Below are 14,366 nucleotides of genomic sequence, written 5' to 3'. Positions count from 1 at the left end.
GAGCCGAAAGGGGGAAATAATGTGCGCATGATAATCACTCTCATTAACACTTGCAATCCTGCGCCGCCATTGCCAAAAGAAATCCGGGAAACGGCGCCGGGCGCGCGGCAAACACGGCGAAACCGCTAAAATAACGGCTTTAAAAAGTTAAAAAAATGGCGGGGAAATCGGTTAAATAGAACGGGGAAACAGCTAAAAACCGGGAGACCTCCATGACTCAACGCATCATTCCGCTGTCGGATTGCCCGCAGTTTGCCGATGTGTGCGCCGCCTGGGCCTTCGGCCAATGGGGCTCACAGCGTGGCGGTTCGCTGGAGCGCACCCAGTTGCGCTTCGCCCACTGCAGCCGGCCAAGCGACGATCACCTGACGCTGATGATGATCGACGGCGATCGTCCGGTGGGCATGGCCAGCCTGTGGCCCAGCGACGATCATCAGCGCCAGGATCTCACCCCATGGCTGGCCGGCGTCTTCGTGCATCCCGATCACCGCCGCAAGGGCATCGCCCACCGTCTTGAGATGGCCATCGTCGAGGCGGCGCGGCAACGCCATCACTCGGTTTTGCATCTCATCACCGACAAATCGGAAGCGCTGTACGCCGGCTGGGGTTGGCATCCCGTGGAACGCCGGCGGCAGCATGACGAAGAAGTGGTAGTAATGGCGAAAACGCTGTAGCTAACGCGGCGTACAGACATACACCAGCGCCGGCGGGAAGTTGCGCACCACCCGCAGGCGCTTCCAGTGAAAATAGCGGGACAGCAATTTTTCCGACAGGTGGCTGTATTGAAACAACACCAGCGTGCCGTTGCGCGCCAGCAGCCGCTGCCGGGCCTGCTGAAGAATGCGCACGCTGATCCTGACCGGGATCGACAGCAGCGGCAGGCAGGAAAACACCACGTCGTAATCCGTGGCCATTTGGGTCGCCGAATGGGGCATCACCTGCAGCCGCCGATCGTCTATCCCCCGCAGCCGATGCACGAAATGCGGTTGAATTTCGAAAGCCTCCAGCGCCGCATCGGCGCGCATCCGCCCCAGGATGCGTTTGGTCAGTACGCCGTCCGCCGCGCCCAGCTCCGCGATCGACAGCGCACGGGTCCATTCAATCTGGTTCAGCATCGCCTGGCACAGCCACGGGGAAGAAGGCGCCAGCGTACCGACGGTGCGCGGTGAAGCCATAAATTGCTGCAGGTAAGCGAAGTGATTCATCAGTTGCAGCCGGGTCGCATTTAACATTGAGGCCTCCTTGGGTTAAGCCCCCAATGTGAGCCGAATTTCTTAAGTAATCATTAACATGATTCCGAAAGCGGCAGACACAGTTGTAATAAAATGCGACCTCAGCCACGACGGCACAAAGAAAAACGGTCGTAATAATGACCTGAAAATAAGCCGTTTATGCGCCGACTGTTCAGATAATTATTACGACCGTTTATTTTATTGGCCACGTTGCCGTGGCCAGAGAGTAACAATCAACGCTTAGCGATAAATTTCCGCATTGCCGCGCCAGTTACTGGAGTCCCCGGGGGTGTCCAGGCCGATAATGCGGTAATGGCTGGCGCCGTCCGCCGCGGCTTTTTCTTTCAGGGCGGTGATGGCGTCATGCGGTGAGCCGCTAATGCCGGAAACCGACACGACGCCGATGCTTTGCAGATTGGCGGCCTGCTCGCTGTTGACCTGTTTCACCGACGACAGCGGCGCGGCGAAAGTGGAGAAGGAAGCGGCGGCGATCAATACGGCTGCGATGCTTGGGATAAGTTTCATGATTGACTCCAGGTGTTCTTGTTTATTAGCTCGTTGTCAGTGATGTTAATTATCCGCTAGCCAATGAAAACGGACGTCATGCAACGTAAAGAACATCAATCATTGTGAGGAGAATAAGGAGGATATGAGTGCGAGTGTGTATTTTCAGGCAGGAATGACTTTATTGAGTTCACCTTACCCCTATTTGATGAACAATTAAAGACAGGGCGAAAGAAAGAACGCACGCCGCCGCTATTTAAGATTTTTTACCCGCCGAGGCGCGCTGAGCTACGCTGATTTTGTGGCTTACCCTTTTAAGGAAGAACGCTTATGTCGCAAAACCTGCTGCGCGTGCGTGACGGTCAGGGCGCGTCGGTCTCATTCTCCGAACTGCTGTTCGATCTGATCTACGTTTTCGCCGTGACCCAACTTTCCCACTATCTGTTGCATCACCTGACGCTGACCGGCGCGCTGGAAACCCTGCTGCTGTGGTTCGCCGTCTGGCTGGCCTGGCAATACACCGCCTGGGTCACCAACTGGTTCAATCCCGATACCCGTCAGATCCGCCTGCTGCTGTTCGCGATCATGCTGCTAGGGCTGTTCGCCGCCGCCGCGCTGCCACAGGCGTTTGGCGAACGCGGTCTGATCTTCGCGCTGTTCTACGTCGCCATTCAGGTTGGCCGCTCCGTCACGGTGCTACGCCTGCTGGCGCCCGATCATCCGTTAAAACAAAACTTTCGCCGCATTCTCGGTTGGCTGTGCATCTCCGCCGTCTTCTGGATCGTCGGTGGGCTGGCAGAAGGCAATGCCCGCCTGGCGCTGTGGGCGATCGCCGTCTTGTGCGAATACGTCTCGCCGATGTTCGGCTTCCGTTTACCGGTCCTGGGGCGCTCGGACAGCAGCAGCGAATGGACCATCGAAGGCCACCATCTGGCAGAACGTTGCCAGCTGTTCGTGATCGTGGCGCTGGGAGAAACCATTCTGATCACCGGCGCTACCCTAAGCGAGATGGAAAGCTGGAGTCTGCCGGTGCTCATCGCCTCGCTGGTGGCCTTTCTCGGCAGCCTGGCGATGTGGTGGGTTTACTTCGACACCAGCAGCAAAGCCGGCAGCCACGCCATCAGCCAGGCGGAAAACCCCGGCCAACTGGGCGCTTATTTCCATTATGTGCACGTCGCGCTGGTGGGGGCGATCATCGTCTGCGCCGTGGCCAACGAGCTGGTGATCGCCCATCCCGACGGCCGCATCCAACACGCCACGGCGGCGGTGCTGCTGCTCGGCCCGGCGATTTACCTGTTCGCCAACGCGCTGTACAAACGGCTGGTGTATCACCGTTTTCCGCTGTCGCACCTGGTTGGGCTGCTGGCGCTGGCGGTATTGGCCCCGATCGCCTATTTAACCGATCTGCTGATGGTCAATGGCCTGACGACGCTGATCATGGTGATGGTGGCGGTGTGGGAGAGCATCTCGCGCGGCAGAGCGCCGCAGCAGCATGCGGAAGCCTGACACAAACGGGGGCGCTATCGCCCCCGCTATGAGATTGATGACAAACCTCATGCCATTGCCGGGTTTGCAAAGAGCAGCGGATAAAAAACAAGGAAAATCAATTTATTGATTTTCGGCTGATGGCCACAAAGGAGGAAAAACCACGTTTTTTCCTCCTTTGTCAACGGTCTGACGGGGGCGCTATCGCCCCCCTATCTCGGTCACTTCAAGGGTTGCGGCAAGGTGAGCACCCAAAGCTCACTCAGCGATTCCGGCTGCTCCAGAGGGCGCAATTCGATGCGGGCGTCGGTTTTGTCGCCGTCGAGGCTCAACCGCCCTCCTTTCTCCAGCTGATAGTCACCGATTTTCTTGCTCTTTGGCGACGCATCCACCAGCTTGGCCTGCAAACCGAAATCGTTGTCATTGATCACCGCCAGCGTGCGATCGTCGATCAGCGCCAACCCTTCCGCTTTCTCCTGGCGCCAACCCAACTGACGCAGATCCGCCACTTCCCGTTTCTGCGCCAGCTTCACGCCGCGTTTAGCCAGATCTTTCGCATCATCGAACTCCAGCGCTTTACCCTGGCCGTCAAACGCGCTCAGATCGCTGGCCTGCGCGAGATCCACCAGATAGATCTTGTTGATCATCGTCTTTTCTTTACCGGTTCCCTGTTCAATCAACAGGATGCGCTGGTTGTCCAATGCCACGACATCGCCAATTTTGGCGTCTTTGGCTTTTTTATAGCTGTCGATATCGATGGGATAGCCGTACATCGCGGTTTTGCCACTGCGCGGATCGAAGCTCACCAGCCGGGTAAACTGCGCCTTGTTTTTGCTTTTGCCGTCGACATCCAGCGTGCTCTGCACTGCCGCCAGAATGCGCCCATCCGGCATCCGGGTCAGCCCCTCAAAACCGCGGTTAGGCTGGCGCCACTTCAGGATGTTCGGTAACCCGCTCGCCACCGCCTGCTCGCCGGCCTGCGGCGTTGGGCCATATTTGGCGAGGATTTTACCTTTGCCGTCGACATGGATCAGAAACGGGCCGTACTCATCGCACAGCCAATAACCGCCGTTACCGTCACCGATGATGCCTTCGGTATCCAACCCGCGGCGATCGCCGGACAGCGGTTGCAGCGCGTCGTTCAACGCCACTTCGTTCGTGGAACCAATCAGCTCACTCGGCAGCGGCAGCCCGCTAATCGGCCCTTTTTCGTCATGCAAGGGCCGCGCATTCTCGGCCACGGCCTTGCCGCCGCCGATACGAATGTCCATCAACAGAGGCGTGAATTGCGGATTGGCGAAAATCTTGGCCTCTTGCTTGCCTACCGCCGGGGCATCGGCATTCGGGCCGCGATCGGTCAGCGTCGTCAGCACCAAATCGTCGCCCTGCTTCTTGTTGAACATCAACCCGGAGCCGATCCCCACCGGCAACCCCTGTGGGAAATGCTTGGCGAACGCCCCCTGATAGGCGACGCGTTCCCCACCGGGGAAGCCGACCATATAACGCGCCACCTCAATGTCGGCAGCGTGGGCCAATAGAGGAAACAGTGAAGCCAACAGCAGGGAGAGCGATTTTATTTTCATATTTGTTACCCGAGGTTAAATGAAGCGTTGTCAGGCAGAAGACGATATTAATTTAGCATGACACTTAGATGACAATAGGCAATTCGTCAAATGCACATCAGGCAATAAGGTTGGCTGGCAAATAGAAATTAGCAATTAACCTGAGCGTATTGAATGGAGAAAACCGCTGGAAAAAACCGCCCGGAAATAACCCGTCATTTTGCTTAGGGTAAATTCTGATAACAAAGATAAAAAAATCGGCAAACGCGCGTCAACACGGCGAAAAACGGTGTTTTTCTCATAGACAAAATAAAATACCAGGGATTTAATACCGCCGTTATTCAAGGTGCATTAAGAAAATTCTATAGAATATCTGCATGAACTGAAAAAGCTGTTCTATAGTTTTTAGTGCTAACGCCCGTTAGTCAATTCCGCAGGATGGAATCTATGTCAAAGCGACTTTTTGCTGAATTTTTTGGCACATTTTGGTTGGTGTTTGGTGGTTGTGGTAGCGCAGTATTAGCAGCGGCATTCCCACAACTGGGTATTGGTTTCCTCGGCGTCGCGCTCGCTTTCGGTCTGACCGTGGTGACGATGGCCTATGCCGTCGGCCATATTTCCGGCGGGCACTTTAACCCGGCGATCACCGTCGGCTTATTCGCCGGCGGCCGTTTCGCGGCGAAAGACGTGATCCCTTACGTGATCGCACAGGTGATCGGCGGTATCGCCGCAGCGGCGGTGCTGTATCTGATCGCCAGCGGCAAAGCCGGTTTCGACGCCACCGCGGGCGGTTTCGCCTCCAACGGTTACGGCGAACACTCACCGGGCGGTTATTCTCTGCAATCAGCCATCGTGATTGAGCTGGTGCTGACGGCCTTCTTCCTGATCGTTATTCATGGCGTAACCGACAAGCGCGCGCCGGCAGGCTTTGCCCCGCTGGCGATCGGCCTGACGCTGACGCTGATCCACCTGATCAGCATCCCGGTGACCAACACCTCCGTTAACCCGGCGCGCAGCACCGGCGTAGCGATCTTCCAGGGCACCTGGGCGCTGCAGCAGCTGTGGGTGTTCTGGCTGGTGCCGCTGGTCGGCGGCATTATCGGCGGCCTGATCTACCGCTGCCTGCTGGAAGACAAAAAATAAGCGTATCGCAGTCGATCGCGTTTCACGGGGCAGCCTTCATCGGCTGCCCCGTTGCTTTCAGCCCTTCGTCACTTCAAACATCATGATATCGCTGGTAAAAGAGCCATCCAGCTGAATCGCGAAATGCTCCGCCACCTCTTGCGACACGCTTTGCTGCAGCGCGCGGATCGCGGTGACGAAATGCGCCGGGGTGCGCATGCGCGCCACCCAGCTGTCGAACTCCAGCATCAACCGATCCGACGTCACCTCACGCACCACCAGCCCGGCTTCGGTCAATAACGCCAGCCACTCGCCTGGCGCATAGTTGCGCACATGCGAGGTATCACGCAGCACTTCCACGGTTTGCAGGTAGATATCCAGCAGCGGATGCCCCGGCGAGACCACGTCCATAAAGATCGCGCTGCCGCCCGGTTTGAGCACCCGCCTGACCTCACGCAGCGCCTGGCCGACATCGTGCCAGTGGTGCGCCGAATAGCGGCTGATGACCAGATCGAAGCTGGCGTCCTCAAACGGCAAAGACTCCGCCACGCCTTGCTGCAGCTGAATGTTACCCAGGCCTTTTTCCGCCGCCGCCTGCTTCACCACCGCCAGCATTTGCGCCGACAGATCGTAGGCCACCACCTGCGCCACCCTGGCCGCCGCGGTGAAGCTGGCATGCCCGGCGCCGCAGCCCAAATCGAGCAGACGCGCGTCGGCATGCGGCGCCAGTAACTGCGCGAGGCGTTGCAAATCCTTGCCCTGCGCATGTACCGCGCTGGTTAAGTAGGCGTTGGCCTGCTCGCCGAACTGCCGGTCTACCGCGTTTTTATGGCTGTTGCTGTTGCTCATGTTTGCTCCTGTTATTATCCGGCTTGCGCCTGTGCCTGAAGGCTTTTCGGCTACTATAATCAGGCTACTATACGGGTACAATATGAGCAGTTATCCTGGTATAAATAGGTACCACGCTATGTCATCAGAAGCCTTATCCGGGCCAAAAGCCCTCGGCGCATTTCTGCGCGCGCACCGCGAACGCATCACGCCGGAAATGATCGGCCTGCCTAGCTCTTCGCGCCGCCGCACCAGCGGCCTGCGCCGCGAAGAACTGGCGCAAATCAGCGGCATCAGCGCCACCTGGTATACCTGGATCGAACAGGGCCGCGAGGTGTCTATTTCCCCCTATACGCTGGCACGCATCGCCAAAGCGCTGCGGCTCGGCCCGGCCGAACGCCACTACCTGTTTACCCTGGCGCGCATCGCCGATCCCGAGCAGGAAGCGCACCGCGAAACCGCCAACGACGCGGTGCTGCAAAGCGTGCATCAGATGACGGTGCCCTGCTATCTACTGGACGTGACCTGGAACGTCGTCGCCTGGAACCCGCAGGCGGCGGCGCTGTTCCGCGGCTGGCTGGATGTGGCCAACAGCCCCAACCTGCTGCACTTCATGTTCTTCCACCCGTTGGCGAAAACGCTGGTCAGCGATTGGGAGGAACGCGCTCGCCGCGTGGTGGCCGAGTTTCGCGCCGAGACCAGCCATCATCAAAATACCGAAGAGATGCGCGCCTTCGTGCGCAACATGACGCACAACAGCGCGGACTTTAATCACTGGTGGAAGCAACATGACGTGATGGCGCGCGAAGGCGGCGAAAGAGCGTTCGAACATCCTCAGCAAGGCGCACTGCGCTATCGCCAACTCACCTTCCATCCGGCGGAGCACGCCGGTCTGAAGCTGGTGATGCTGATCCCGCTGCCGCAATTGGTAACAAATTCATAGGCAGGTTTACCCGCCATTTATTTATTGGTTCATGTAAACGCGCTAGGGTGATTGTTACCGATGATAGTCATCATCCAGCAACGTTATTTATCTCCCGAGGTACGCCTATGCAATCCGAAGAACAACGCCTTATCGATGGTCTGTTTGGCCGCCTGAAAGAAGCCGAGACCAAGACGGGCCCACGGGATCTCCAGGCAGAGCAGCAAATCAACCAGCATATTCGCGAGCAGCCTTCCGCCCCTTATTACATGGCGCAGGCGATGATCATTCAGGAAGCAGCGCTCAAGCAGATGGACCAGCGGGTCAAAGATCTGGAAGCCCAGGTCGCGCAGCTGCAGCAAACCGCCCACGGCCAGCAAAGCAGCGGCGGTTTCCTGGCCGGTCTGTTTGGCGGCGGCAGCCGCACGCCAAGCCCGCGCGAACAGTATCAGGCGCAGCAGCAAAATACGGCGGCCTGGAACAACGCGCAGCAACAGCCTCAGCAACCGGCCTATGCCCAACCGCAGCAGGCGGCGCCTTCACGTGCCGGAGGCTTCCTGGGCGGCGCCTTGCAAACGGCGGCGGGCGTCGCCGGCGGCGTGGTATTGGCCGACATGCTGACCGGCATGTTCCGCCATTCGCAGCCGCAGGAAATCGTGAATATTATCGAAGAAACCCCGGCGCCGCTGGACGACAGCGCGATGCGCAATTTCGACGCCTCCAACAACCTTGATACCTTCAACAACGGCGACGGTGGCAGCTTCCTGAACCAGGACAACGGCTTCCAGAACGCCAACTATCAGGACGACACGGACTACACCGACGACGATTACAGCGACGACGACGACTCCTTCCTGTAATGCCCTCTCCCCCTCTCACCCGCAGAGGGGGATTTCCCGTTTCGCCAATCTGGTCTACAGTGAACACTGTTCATTTATCCAGCGGAGAGAAACGATGACAAGCTTTAATCCTTCCACCCCTTTCTTCAGCGAACGCCTGCAGATGCGCCCACCGGTAATGGCGGACCTCGCACGTTTCTACGCCATCTTTGGCGATCCGCAAACGCAGCGTTTCAATCCCGCCGGCCCACTCACCAGCGAAGCGCAGGCCGCATCGGCGCTGCACGAGAGGATTGCCGGGTGGCAACAACACGGTCACGGTTCCTGGGCGATCGCTCTGCGCGAACGGCCGGATTGGATTATCGGCTTTGGCGGATTGTCCCGGAAACCGCTCGGGGCGCAGCGCACCGTGAACCTCGGCTATCGCTTCGATACTCGCGTCTGGGGCATGGGATTGGCCACCGAGATGGCGCGGGCTTCGCTGCAATACGGTTTTGTCGGATTGGCGCTGGAGGAGATTTCCGCCATTGTACGTGCGGAGAATCAGGCCTCGTGGCGAGTATTGGAAAAGGTCGGTTTACGGCGGGTGGATACGCTGGATGACGTGCCCGGCGCAGCGCCGAGCCTGGTGTATACGCTAAAGCGCGGCGACTATCAGGGTTGATCGTCGCTGATTTTGGCCAACGCCATGCGGTAAGATTTGACCTTCTGACGCTTTTTCAACCAGGTGGTGGTAGACACGATGAACACCGCGCCCGACATCGCCAACACGCCGGTCGGGTGGCCGTAAAACACCATCAAGGCAAAGTACACGGCGGAAACGATCGCCACCCATTTCGCCGTATTGCCCATGTCGTTCTTCTCCTGGGTCAAACGGCGGATGTGCTCTTCTTCACTGATTCCCATACGCGCTCCTTGTTGGCTGAACGTTCCATTATATGGAGCTGGAGTGTTGATATTTCAAGCGGTTGGATGGTAAAGAAGCGTAAAGCTCAGGCCGGCGGTTCCTGCCGCCGGGGCAGATAACGCCCGGGCTGATCGGTGCCCGGCAGGCCGGTGCCGTCGTTGCGGCCAAACAGCCGGTAGCGATTGCCGGCGACCGCATCATAGACCTTGTCCGCCAGTCGCGGCGGCAGGTAACGCGCCAGCGCCAGTACGCGGTACGGCCACCCCACTTGACGCAGCGCCTGAAACAACGCCGCCGAACGTAGCCAACAGCGCCCCTGCTCAACATAGACCACGGAATCGAAACGATCGGTAGGCAATCCCAGCGCCTGCAGGATCGCCTGCCCTTCGGCGGATTGCACCGTCGCCAACAGAATGCGCCGCTGCCGATCGGCGCGAATAAGATACCTCACCAGCCCGTGACACAGATTACATTCGCCGTCGAACAACAGCGCGCGATCGCCGGGCTGGAGATAAGGCAGATGTGATAAAGGGGTCATCCCGCCTCCCGAAAAACGCTCGCCTTAGCCTAACGCGCCTAGCGCGCCCAGGCCAGAGCGGGATGACAGGGCGTGTTAAGGCGCGGGCGGTGCGTCAGGCACCGCCACTACCGCGACGCGTACCTCGTAATGTTTGGCGCTGCCCGCCGGGATCACCGCCGTCAGTTTGTTGATGGTTTCCACCGGATTGTCGCTGGCCGAGGTGGCGCAGAACAGCTCGCCGCCGTGGCAGAACCCCGGCTTGGGCGGGTGCCCGCCCGGGAAAGGCGGCATGCGCATCGGTTCACCCGCCACAGGCGGCAACGCTTTGGCCGCAGGCGCCTCGGGGGCAGACATCGCGCTCGCGCTGAATAACAGCGCCATGCCCATGCAGGGCAGCGCCAGGATCTTGATTGCTTGTTTCATTGAATTAGCCTCATTTGCCGGGTTCGGGATTACGCTACCCCGCCCCCGGCCCATGAGAAAGCCGCTTTTCGCTACCTTTTCGCCCCGCTGCGCTTTGCTTACATCCCGCGTCTAACGTGATGAAAGGCGAAAGGTTGGGTAAAGGGCCGTCGCGTTACTTGCCGTTCGTCAGCGTGTTGTAGCTGGTCATCAGATTGCGGTAGTCCGGGATATGGTTGGAGAACAGCGCGCCCAGCCCTTCGATGTCATTGCGCCAGTCGCGGTGCAGCTCGCAGGCGACGCCGAACCAGGTCATCAACTGCGCGCCGGCGGCCTCCATGCGGCTCCAGGCCGACTGACGCGTCAACTCATTGAAGGTGCCGGAGGCGTCGGTCACCACAAAGACCTCGAAACCTTCATTGAGCGCCGACAGCGCCGGGAATGCCACGCACACTTCGGTTACTACGCCGGCGATGATCAGTTGCTTGCGGCCGGTGGCTTTTACTGCCTTGACGAAGTCGTCGTTGTCCCAGGCGTTGATCTGGCCAGGGCGAGGAATGAAGGGAGCATCGGGGAATTGGGCTTTCAGTTCCGGCACCAGCGGGCCGTTGGGGCCGTTTTCGAAACTGGTGGTAAGAATGGTCGGCAGGTTGAAGTATTTCGCTAAATCACCCAGCGCCAGCACGTTGTTTTTAAACCGATCGGGATCGATATCACGCACCAGCGAAAGCAGCCCTGCCTGATGATCCACCAGCAATACGGCGGCCTGGTCTTTGTCGAGGCGCTTGTAGTTTGCAGTCATGGTTTTACTCCTGTGGGGTTGAAGTTGCGGATGAAACGCCCCGCCTGGCGGCGGGGCGTTGAGGTTTAAGTGTAGCGCCTGAGCCGGGGAACACGGCCCGCCCCAGGCGCCAAAGTTCAACCGGCGCTCGCTTCGGCGTTCATGCTGCCGAACTTACCGCTGTTGAAATCGCGGAACGCCTGCTGGATTTCCGCGTCGCTGTTCATGACGAACGGGCCGTAGCCGACGATAGGCTCATCGATCGGTTCGCCGCTCAGCACCAGCAGTGCGACGTCGTTGTTGGCTTCGATGGTGATCGAATCCCCCGCCCGGTCGAAACGCACCATTTGGGTTTCGCGCACCACGTCTTCGCCGTTGACCAGGATCGCACCGTGCAACATCACCAGCGCCAGCGTATGGCCTTCTTTCACCGTCAGCGTGGTGGTATGGCCGGCATTCAGCTTCATGTCCCACACGTTGAGCGGGCTGAAAGTGCGTGCCGGGCCGGCGTGGCCGCCAAAGTCACCGGCAATCACCCGCACCTGCCCGGCGCCGTCCGCCAGCGGAACCACCGGAATATCGGCGTTCAGCAGCGTCTGGTAACCCGGCTCGGCCATTTTGTCCTTGGCCGGCAGGTTAACCCACAGCTGCACCATTTCCATGGTGCCGCCCTTGCGCGAGAAGTCCCGAGAATGGAACTCTTCGTGCAGAATGCCGGAGGCGGCGGTCATCCACTGGACGTCGCCGGGGCCAATCACCCCACCGCTGCCGGTCGAGTCGCGGTGTTCCACTTCGCCCTGATAGACGATGGTCACCGTTTCAAACCCGCGATGCGGGTGCTGACCCACGCCACGAGTGCCGGAGGCGGAGCGGAATTTGGTGGGCGCTGCGTGATCCAGCAGCAAGAACGGGCTCATTTCCGCCCCCAAATCGTTATAAGAGAACAGCGAATTCACCAGGAAACCGTTACCGACCCAATGTGCTTCCGGGCTGTTGTGAATACCGAGGATTTTTTTCATCTTGAACTCCCGTTTCAGACCTCACGGCCTTAAGTTGATGTCAGAAGTTTAATCCGCCGGGGTTTGCTGCAGTAGTAGGCAAGATGTACACTCAGCGTTCTACTGATAGAACGATAAGGGATGCGATGCTGACCGATCTGAACGACCTGTTTTTCTTCGCCAGCGTGGTCGATCACCAGGGATTCGCCCCCGCCGGCCGGGCGCTGGGCATTCCCAAATCCAAGCTCAGCCGCCGCGTGGCGCTGCTGGAAGAGCGGTTGGGCGTGCGCCTGATCCAGCGCTCGACGCGACGCTTCTCGGTGACCGAGCTCGGCCAAACCTATTACGCGCACTGCAAGGCGATGCTGGTGGAAGCGGAAGCGGCGCAGCAAGCGATCGAGCAGACCCGCGCCGAGCCCTGCGGCACGGTGCGCATGTCCTGCCCGGTGGCGATCTTGCACACCCGCGTCGGCAGCATGGTGGCAGCTTTTATGGCCGATTACCCCAAGGTGACGGTGCATCTGGAAGCCACCAACCGCCGGGTGGACGTGGTGGGGGAAGGGTTGGATCTGGCGATCCGCGTACGGCCGCCGCCGCTGGAGGACAGCGATCTGGTGCTGAAGATCCTCGCGCAGCGCACCTGGTGCGTCGCCGCCAGCCCGGCGCTGGTGCGCACCCTCGGGCCGGCGCAAACGCCGGAAGACCTGCGTAAATACCCGACGCTCGATCTCGGCCCGGCGCGTGCTCAGCACCAATGGCGGCTGACCGGCCCGCAGGGTGAACGGGTGGAGTGGGAACACACGCCGCGGCTGGTCACCGACGACATGCTGATGCTGCGTACCGCCGCCATCGCCGGCGCCGGCATCGTTCAGCTACCGGCGATGATGATGCGCGACGACATGCTGCGCGGCGAGCTGGTGCAACTGTTGCCGGGCTGGCAGCCACAGGGCGGCGTGGTGCACGCAGTCTACCCGTCGCGCCGCGGCCTGCTGCCGGCAGTGCGGCTGCTGCTCGACTATCTGGGGGAGCAGTTCGCCAGCATTGAAGAAGAGTGATCAGGCGGTGATTTCGATCGCGTTGCCATCCGGATCGCGAATGACGGCCTCGTAGAAGCCGTCGCCGGTCCAGCGCGGCGCGGACAGCAAAATGCCCTCCTGCTGTGCGCGCTGCGCCAACCGATCGACCTGCCGCTCATCCCCCAGCGACAGCGCGATGTGCGCCCAACCGACCCGCTCCTCCTGCGCCTGCGCCGGCAGCAACGTCGGCACGCACATGATCTCCAGCGACGGCCCGGCCGCCAGGCTGACGAAGCGGGAAACGAACCCCGGCCGGTTGCGGCTGACATACTCCTCCCCCGCTTCACCGTTGAAATAACGCTGCCAGAACGCCAGCTGCGCGTCGATGTCATGGGTCCACAGAGCAACATGGGCTATTTTCATCATCATTCTCCGATCGATAAATCGCTGTGCCAGATCTGGCCGCCGCCTTGCGCCACCTGCAACTCAAGCTGCGGGTGCGCGCCGCGCGCCGTCACCAGATGATCTACCCGCCCGGCGGGCAGGAAGGGGTAAGGGGCATAGGTATTGAGTTTGTCGCGGGTGCACAGCACCGCCACGCTGCCGGCGCGCGTCAGCAAGCGCTTTTTGAACGTGGCGTCCTGATAGCTCAATGCGGAAAAGCCACCGGCCGGGTCGTAGGCGCAAATGCCGGTGAACACCAGATCGAAATGGAACCCGTCTATCTCTTCCGCCGCCTTGGCGTCCACGCAGCCGCCGACCTGCGCATCCAGTTCGCCGCCGATCAGGATGGTGCGGATCCCCGGGCGTTCCAGCATTTTGCCGGCGATGCTCAACGCATTAGTTACCACCGTCAAACGCCGATCGCGTGGCAACAGCTCTGCCAGATACAGGTGGGAGCTGCCGGCATCGAGGAAGATCAGCTGTTCTTCGCCGATCACCCCCAGCGCGGTCTGCGCCAACGCCAGCTTCTCATCGCCGCTGAGGGCAATGCGCGCCGTCATGGGGCCTTCGGCCGGGGTCGGCGCCAGCGCACCGCCATAGATGCGTTTGCACAGGTTCTGCGCCGCCAACTGGCGCAGATCGCGGCGGATGGTCGCTTCGGTGGTATTCAGCCGCTGCGCCATCTCCAGGGCCAGCACCCGCCCCTGTTGGCGAAGCGTGTCGAGAATGGCCTGATGGCGCTCATTGGGTAACAGTTTGGACATCGCGGGGATCCGGTGGCGCTAAAGTGATCATAAATGTACA

The 14,366-nt window shown here is 59.8% G+C and carries 18 protein-coding genes; 7 read left to right on the top strand and 11 right to left on the bottom strand.

Annotated elements, in window-relative coordinates; genetic code table 11:
- Nucleotides 1-212: 212 nt before the first annotated feature.
- The gene (locus ACSJLU_RS04735) at nucleotides 213-674 is read left to right on the top strand and encodes a GNAT family N-acetyltransferase (protein WP_049206225.1); all 462 of its coding nucleotides are present in this window, start codon (nucleotides 213-215) and stop codon (nucleotides 672-674) included.
- Here ACSJLU_RS04735 and ACSJLU_RS04730 read toward each other — a convergent pair whose 3' ends face one another.
- Nucleotides 675-1,232: a class I SAM-dependent methyltransferase gene (locus ACSJLU_RS04730; protein WP_025301715.1), complete on the bottom strand. Its 558-nt coding sequence runs from the start codon at nucleotides 1,230-1,232 to the stop codon at nucleotides 675-677.
- A 240-nt stretch (nucleotides 1,233-1,472) separates the two neighbouring features.
- Entirely contained in the window at nucleotides 1,473-1,757 is a 285-nt protein-coding gene (locus tag ACSJLU_RS04725) for a YdgH/BhsA/McbA-like domain containing protein (protein WP_004940519.1), read from the bottom strand.
- A gap of 309 nt (nucleotides 1,758-2,066) precedes the next feature.
- Between ACSJLU_RS04725 and ACSJLU_RS04720 the strand changes: the two genes are divergently transcribed.
- The gene (locus ACSJLU_RS04720) at nucleotides 2,067-3,242 is read left to right on the top strand and encodes a low temperature requirement protein A (protein WP_043135588.1); all 1,176 of its coding nucleotides are present in this window, start codon (nucleotides 2,067-2,069) and stop codon (nucleotides 3,240-3,242) included.
- A 200-nt stretch (nucleotides 3,243-3,442) separates the two neighbouring features.
- On the opposite strand, the gene ACSJLU_RS04715 is transcribed toward ACSJLU_RS04720, so the two are convergent.
- On the bottom strand, nucleotides 3,443-4,804 hold the full coding sequence (locus ACSJLU_RS04715) for an esterase-like activity of phytase family protein (protein ID WP_380826701.1): 1,362 nt from the start codon (nucleotides 4,802-4,804) through the stop codon (nucleotides 3,443-3,445).
- 426 nt (nucleotides 4,805-5,230) lie between these two features.
- On the opposite strand from ACSJLU_RS04715, the gene aqpZ reads away from it, so the two are divergent.
- On the top strand, nucleotides 5,231-5,926 hold the full coding sequence (gene aqpZ, locus ACSJLU_RS04710; protein WP_025301712.1) for an aquaporin Z: 696 nt from the start codon (nucleotides 5,231-5,233) through the stop codon (nucleotides 5,924-5,926).
- 57 nt (nucleotides 5,927-5,983) lie between these two features.
- On the opposite strand, the gene ACSJLU_RS04705 is transcribed toward aqpZ, so the two are convergent.
- A complete protein-coding gene (locus ACSJLU_RS04705; protein WP_025301711.1) occupies nucleotides 5,984-6,754 on the bottom strand; it encodes a class I SAM-dependent methyltransferase in 771 nt (256 codons plus the stop codon).
- Nucleotides 6,755-6,872: 118 nt separating this feature from the next.
- Here ACSJLU_RS04705 and ACSJLU_RS04700 point away from each other — a divergent pair, with 118 nt between their 5' ends.
- The 3 genes from ACSJLU_RS04700 to ACSJLU_RS04690 all read left to right on the top strand — a co-directional run bounded on the left by ACSJLU_RS04700 (nucleotide 6,873) and on the right by ACSJLU_RS04690 (nucleotide 9,158).
- Entirely contained in the window at nucleotides 6,873-7,676 is an 804-nt protein-coding gene (locus ACSJLU_RS04700) for a helix-turn-helix transcriptional regulator (protein WP_025301710.1), read from the top strand.
- A gap of 107 nt (nucleotides 7,677-7,783) precedes the next feature.
- On the top strand, nucleotides 7,784-8,515 hold the full coding sequence (locus ACSJLU_RS04695) for a DUF2076 domain-containing protein (protein ID WP_346424213.1): 732 nt from the start codon (nucleotides 7,784-7,786) through the stop codon (nucleotides 8,513-8,515).
- A gap of 94 nt (nucleotides 8,516-8,609) precedes the next feature.
- The gene (locus ACSJLU_RS04690) at nucleotides 8,610-9,158 is read left to right on the top strand and encodes a GNAT family N-acetyltransferase (protein ID WP_380826687.1); all 549 of its coding nucleotides are present in this window, start codon (nucleotides 8,610-8,612) and stop codon (nucleotides 9,156-9,158) included.
- On the opposite strand, the gene ACSJLU_RS04685 is transcribed toward ACSJLU_RS04690, so the two are convergent.
- The 5 genes from ACSJLU_RS04685 to ACSJLU_RS04665 all read right to left on the bottom strand — a co-directional run bounded on the left by ACSJLU_RS04685 (nucleotide 9,149) and on the right by ACSJLU_RS04665 (nucleotide 12,123).
- Nucleotides 9,149-9,400 (bottom strand): hypothetical protein, encoded by a 252-nt coding sequence (locus ACSJLU_RS04685; protein ID WP_025301707.1) that lies wholly within the window; start codon nucleotides 9,398-9,400, stop codon nucleotides 9,149-9,151. The two genes, ACSJLU_RS04690 and ACSJLU_RS04685, sit on opposite strands and share 10 nt — an antisense overlap.
- A gap of 86 nt (nucleotides 9,401-9,486) precedes the next feature.
- Nucleotides 9,487-9,939 (bottom strand): thiol-disulfide oxidoreductase DCC family protein, encoded by a 453-nt coding sequence (locus tag ACSJLU_RS04680; protein ID WP_025301706.1) that lies wholly within the window; start codon nucleotides 9,937-9,939, stop codon nucleotides 9,487-9,489.
- Between the two features lie 75 nt (nucleotides 9,940-10,014).
- On the bottom strand, nucleotides 10,015-10,344 hold the full coding sequence (locus ACSJLU_RS04675; RefSeq protein ID WP_043135582.1) for a hypothetical protein: 330 nt from the start codon (nucleotides 10,342-10,344) through the stop codon (nucleotides 10,015-10,017).
- A gap of 154 nt (nucleotides 10,345-10,498) precedes the next feature.
- Nucleotides 10,499-11,125 carry an isochorismate family cysteine hydrolase YcaC gene (ycaC, locus tag ACSJLU_RS04670; protein WP_025301704.1) on the bottom strand — a complete coding sequence of 209 codons (627 nt, stop codon included), beginning with the start codon at nucleotides 11,123-11,125 and terminating at the stop codon, nucleotides 10,499-10,501.
- Between the two features lie 116 nt (nucleotides 11,126-11,241).
- The gene (locus ACSJLU_RS04665) at nucleotides 11,242-12,123 is read right to left on the bottom strand and encodes a pirin family protein (RefSeq protein WP_016928920.1); all 882 of its coding nucleotides are present in this window, start codon (nucleotides 12,121-12,123) and stop codon (nucleotides 11,242-11,244) included.
- Between the two features lie 125 nt (nucleotides 12,124-12,248).
- Between ACSJLU_RS04665 and ACSJLU_RS04660 the strand changes: the two genes are divergently transcribed.
- Nucleotides 12,249-13,157, top strand: coding sequence for a LysR family transcriptional regulator (locus ACSJLU_RS04660; RefSeq protein WP_043135578.1), 909 nt, complete (start codon nucleotides 12,249-12,251; stop codon nucleotides 13,155-13,157).
- Here the strand turns inward: ACSJLU_RS04660 and ACSJLU_RS04655 are convergent, their stop codons facing one another.
- The gene (locus tag ACSJLU_RS04655; protein WP_025301702.1) at nucleotides 13,158-13,541 is read right to left on the bottom strand and encodes a VOC family protein; all 384 of its coding nucleotides are present in this window, start codon (nucleotides 13,539-13,541) and stop codon (nucleotides 13,158-13,160) included.
- Nucleotides 13,542-13,543: 2 nt separating this feature from the next.
- The gene (locus tag ACSJLU_RS04650; RefSeq protein WP_043135576.1) at nucleotides 13,544-14,326 is read right to left on the bottom strand and encodes a DeoR/GlpR family DNA-binding transcription regulator; all 783 of its coding nucleotides are present in this window, start codon (nucleotides 14,324-14,326) and stop codon (nucleotides 13,544-13,546) included.
- Nucleotides 14,327-14,366: the final 40 nt, after the last annotated feature.

It is taken from the genome of Serratia bockelmannii (genome assembly GCF_051803255.1).
In the GTDB taxonomy this organism is placed as follows: Bacteria; Pseudomonadota; Gammaproteobacteria; order Enterobacterales; family Enterobacteriaceae; genus Serratia; species Serratia bockelmannii.
The sequence above is the reverse complement of the archived record's forward strand: the minus strand, read 5'-3'. Positions and strand labels throughout refer to the sequence as shown.